At 56.1% G+C, this 278-nt stretch carries 1 pseudogene; it reads right to left on the bottom strand.

Features of this window, described 5'->3' with window-relative positions:
• A pseudogene (locus Q4563_RS19495) lies at positions 1-278 on the bottom strand (flavin-dependent monooxygenase); the annotation flags it as partial.

Genomic DNA, 278 nt, shown 5'->3' with positions numbered 1-278 from the left:
GTGCTGGTCATGCCTGCCACCTGATAGGCAATACGAACTGCCTCGGCACATTCATGGGTCAGGTGACTGGTTGCCAGACGGATCAGGCTGACCTGTTCACGGGACGGCTTTTCACCCCGCTGGATGGTCTCCCAGGTGTCTTCCGTCACTTCATAGAAAAAGGCTCGTGAAGAGCGCAATTTGGCTTCGGCCTTGGCAACTTCAATCTGGACATATTCACGCTCACCCAGATTCGGTGCACCGGTCACCGATTTACGTCCGGCAGCCATGGCCTGAAC

This window comes from Gilvimarinus sp. 1_MG-2023 (assembly GCF_030548285.1).
The sequence above is the reverse complement of the archived record's forward strand: the minus strand, read 5'-3'. Positions and strand labels throughout refer to the sequence as shown.